The organism is Acidiphilium iwatense (assembly GCF_021556475.1).
GTDB lineage: Bacteria > Pseudomonadota > Alphaproteobacteria > Acetobacterales > Acetobacteraceae > Acidiphilium > Acidiphilium iwatense.
The window spans coordinates 1-1,306 of record NZ_JAKGBZ010000139.1; the positions used below are offsets into that span (position 1 = coordinate 1).

Consider the following 1,306-nt stretch of genomic DNA (forward strand, 5'->3'; position numbering starts at 1 on the left):
CTTACCGGTAGATTGGGAATTTCTTGCAGAGTTCGAGCACCTTGGCGCCGACCGCGGCCTCGGCGGCGGCGTTGGCACCGTCGTTGGACCCGGCAAGCCCGTCCAGCACCTCGACGATCAGCCGCCCGACCAGGCGGAACTCCTCAGGCCCGAACCCCCGCGTGGTCGCCGCCGGCGTGCCTAGCCGGATGCCGGAGGTGACCGCCGGTTTGGCGGGATCGAACGGGATCGCGTTCTTGTTCGCCGTGATGTGCGCCCGCTCCAGCGACGCTTCCGCCGCCTTCCCGGTCACGTTCTTCGGCCGCAGATCGACCAGCATCAGATGGCTGTCGGTCCCGCCGGTCACGATATCCACCCCACCCTCCACCAGGGTCGCCGCCAGCACCTTCGCATTCTCCGCCAGCGCCTGCTGATAGGCGCGGAATTCCGGCCGCAGCGCCTCGCCGAACGCCACCGCCTTCGCCGCGATCACATGCATCAGCGGACCGCCCTGCAACCCCGGAAACACCGCCGAATTGATCTTCCTGCCCAGCTCCAGGTCATTCGACAGGATCATCCCGCCCCGCGGGCCGCGCAGCGTCTTGTGCGTCGTCGTCGTCACCACATGCGCGTGCCCCAGCGGCGACGGGAATATCCCCGCCGCGACCAGCCCGGCGAAATGCGCCATATCCACCATGAAATAGGCACCTACCTCGTCGGCGATTTTGCGGATACGCGGAAAATCGATGACCCTTGGATAGGCCGATCCGCCGGCGATGATCAGCCGCGGTTTGTGCTCGCGCGCCAGCCGCTCCAGCTCGTCGTAGTCCAGCACGCCGTCCTCGCGCCGCACGCCGTATTGCACCGGCTTGAACCATTTGCCCGACAGGTTCGGCGCCGCGCCATGGGTCAAATGCCCGCCCGCCGCCAGCGACATCCCCAGGATCGTATCCCCCGCGTTCAGCAAAGCCAGAAACACCGCCTGGTTCGCCTGCGCCCCCGAATGCGGCTGCACATTGGCGAACTCACACCCGAACAGCCGCTTCGCCCGGTCGATCGCCAGTTGCTCGGCGACATCCACCGCAGCACACCCGCCATAATACCGCTTGCCCGGATAGCCTTCCGCGTATTTGTTGGTCAGCACCGAGCCCTGCGCCTCCAGCACCGCACGCGAAACAATATTCTCCGACGCGATCAGCTCGATCCCGTCCTGCTGGCGCGCCAGCTCCCGCCCGATCGCCACCGCAATCTCAGGATCGGTCTCGCCAACCGACGCCCCAAAAAACCGCGCCATGCTCCCAATCACTCTCTGCTCGTTCATCGTGTC

General features: G+C 66.2%; 1 protein-coding gene. It reads right to left on the reverse strand.

Annotated features, from left to right (window positions below):
* Position 1: 1 nt before the first annotated feature.
* Complete coding sequence (gene glyA, locus L2A60_RS20425) at positions 2 to 1,300, reverse strand: serine hydroxymethyltransferase (RefSeq protein ID WP_316044774.1); 1,299 nt, start codon at positions 1,298 to 1,300, stop codon at positions 2 to 4.
* Positions 1,301 to 1,306 lie beyond the last annotated feature (6 nt).

Excerpts from the sequence above, each read along its gene's own strand:
- glyA (WP_316044774.1), bottom strand. The coding sequence starts at position 1,300 with ATGAACGAGCAGAGAGTGATTGGGAGCATGGCGCGGTTTTTTGGGGCG.